The following is a 1,932-nucleotide window of genomic DNA, read 5'->3' as shown; positions in this document are numbered from 1 at the left end:
AAAAGAATCGCACCTTTGCACTCCGCAAACGCAAGGTCTGCGGGAGACTGGAAACAGGGCAGGGAAGGCAGAGAGGGGGCGGCCGGAAAAAAAAATAAAAAATAATTTTGGCCGGGAAAAGAAAAAGCTGTATGTTTGCGCCCCGCAACGGCGGGAACACAGAGATAGAAAACAGGCCCTTCCCGGAGGGGGAGCGGCAGTGAAGATAAAAAAGCGCCGCGCGCAGTGATGCGCCGGACGGAAGTTCTTTAAAAAGATATCATGCAGCGCCGGCGGGCGCCCCGAAAAGGGCGCTCCGCCGGGAGGACAGACAGAACAAACAACAGACAGACAGAGATGTCAGGTCTAACTTAACATTATACAATGGAGAGTTTGATCCTGGCTCAGGATGAACGCTAGCGGCAGGCCTAATACATGCAAGTCGAGGGGTATCCCGCTTTCGGGCGGGAGAGACCGGCGCACGGGTGCGTAACGCGTATGCAACCTGCCCTTTTCTGGGGGATAGCCCGGAGAAATCCGGATTAATACCGCATAAGACCACGCTATGGCATCATAGAGGGGTCAAACATTTATGGGAAAAGGATGGGCATGCGTGCCATTAGCTAGTTGGCGGGGTAACGGCCCACCAAGGCGACGATGGCTAGGGGATCTGAGAGGATGGCCCCCCACACTGGTACTGAGACACGGACCAGACTCCTACGGGAGGCAGCAGTAAGGAATATTGGTCAATGGGGGCAACCCTGAACCAGCCATGCCGCGTGCAGGAAGACGGCCCTACGGGTTGTAAACTGCTTTTGCACGGGAACAAACCTCCCCCTGCGGGGGGAGCTGAGGGTACCGTGAGAATAAGGATCGGCTAACTCCGTGCCAGCAGCCGCGGTAATACGGAGGATCCGAGCGTTATCCGGATTTATTGGGTTTAAAGGGAGCGTAGGCGGCCCTCTAAGTCAGGGGTGAAAGACGGCAGCTCAACTGTCGCAGTGCCCTTGATACTGGGGGGCTTGAATGCACCTGAGGCAGGCGGAATGTGGCAAGTAGCGGTGAAATGCATAGATATGCCACAGAACACCGATTGCGAAGGCAGCTTGCTAAAGTGCTATTGACGCTGAGGCTCGAAAGCGTGGGGATCGAACAGGATTAGATACCCTGGTAGTCCACGCCCTAAACGATGATGACTCGGTGCCGGCGATATACTGCCGGCGCCCAAGCGAAAGCGTTAAGTCATCCACCTGGGGAGTACGCCCGCAAGGGTGAAACTCAAAGGAATTGACGGGGGCCCGCACAAGCGGAGGAGCATGTGGTTTAATTCGATGATACGCGAGGAACCTTACCCGGGCTTGAAAGTTACTGAATGGCCTAGAGATAGGCCAGTCCTTCGGGACAGGAAACTAGGTGCTGCATGGCTGTCGTCAGCTCGTGCCGTGAGGTGTTGGGTTAAGTCCCGCAACGAGCGCAACCCCTATGTTTAGTTGCCAGCACGTTAAGGTGGGGACTCTAAACAGACTGCCCGCGCAAGCGGAGAGGAAGGCGGGGACGACGTCAAGTCATCATGGCCCTTACGTCCGGGGCTACACACGTGCTACAATGGGCGGCACAGAGGGCAGCCACCCCGCAAGGGGGCGCCAATCCCGCAAAGCCGCTCACAGTTCGGATCGGGGCCTGCAACTCGGCCCCGTGAAGTTGGATTCGCTAGTAATCGCGTATCAGCAATGACGCGGTGAATACGTTCCCGGGCCTTGTACACACCGCCCGTCAAGCCATGGAAGCCGGGGGCGCCTAAAGTCCGTAGCCGCAAGGATCGGCCTAGGGCGAAACTGGTAACTAGGGCTAAGTCGTAACAAGGTAGCCGTACCGGAAGGTGCGGCTGGAATACCTCCTTTCTAGGGCCCTCCCGGGGGAAAAGCCGGCGCTGCATATATTTTTTTAACAAAA

The 1,932-nt window shown here is 56.6% G+C and carries 1 protein-coding gene and 1 rRNA gene; both read left to right on the top strand.

Features of this window, described 5'->3' with window-relative positions; translation table 11 throughout:
- A partial coding sequence (locus BCY91_RS17740; RefSeq protein WP_220699459.1) for a hypothetical protein occupies window positions 1-229 on the top strand: 229 nt, incomplete at its 5' end.
- Between the two features lie 131 nt (window positions 230-360).
- Window positions 361-1,880 (top strand): 16S ribosomal RNA (locus tag BCY91_RS08520).
- The last annotated feature ends 52 nt before the right edge of the window (window positions 1,881-1,932 follow it).

This window comes from Pelobium manganitolerans, assembly GCF_003609575.1.
In the GTDB taxonomy this organism is placed as follows: domain Bacteria; phylum Bacteroidota; class Bacteroidia; order Sphingobacteriales; family Sphingobacteriaceae; genus Pseudopedobacter; species Pseudopedobacter manganitolerans.
Note: the sequence above shows the minus strand (reverse complement) of the source record. Positions and strands in the feature narration are given on the sequence as shown.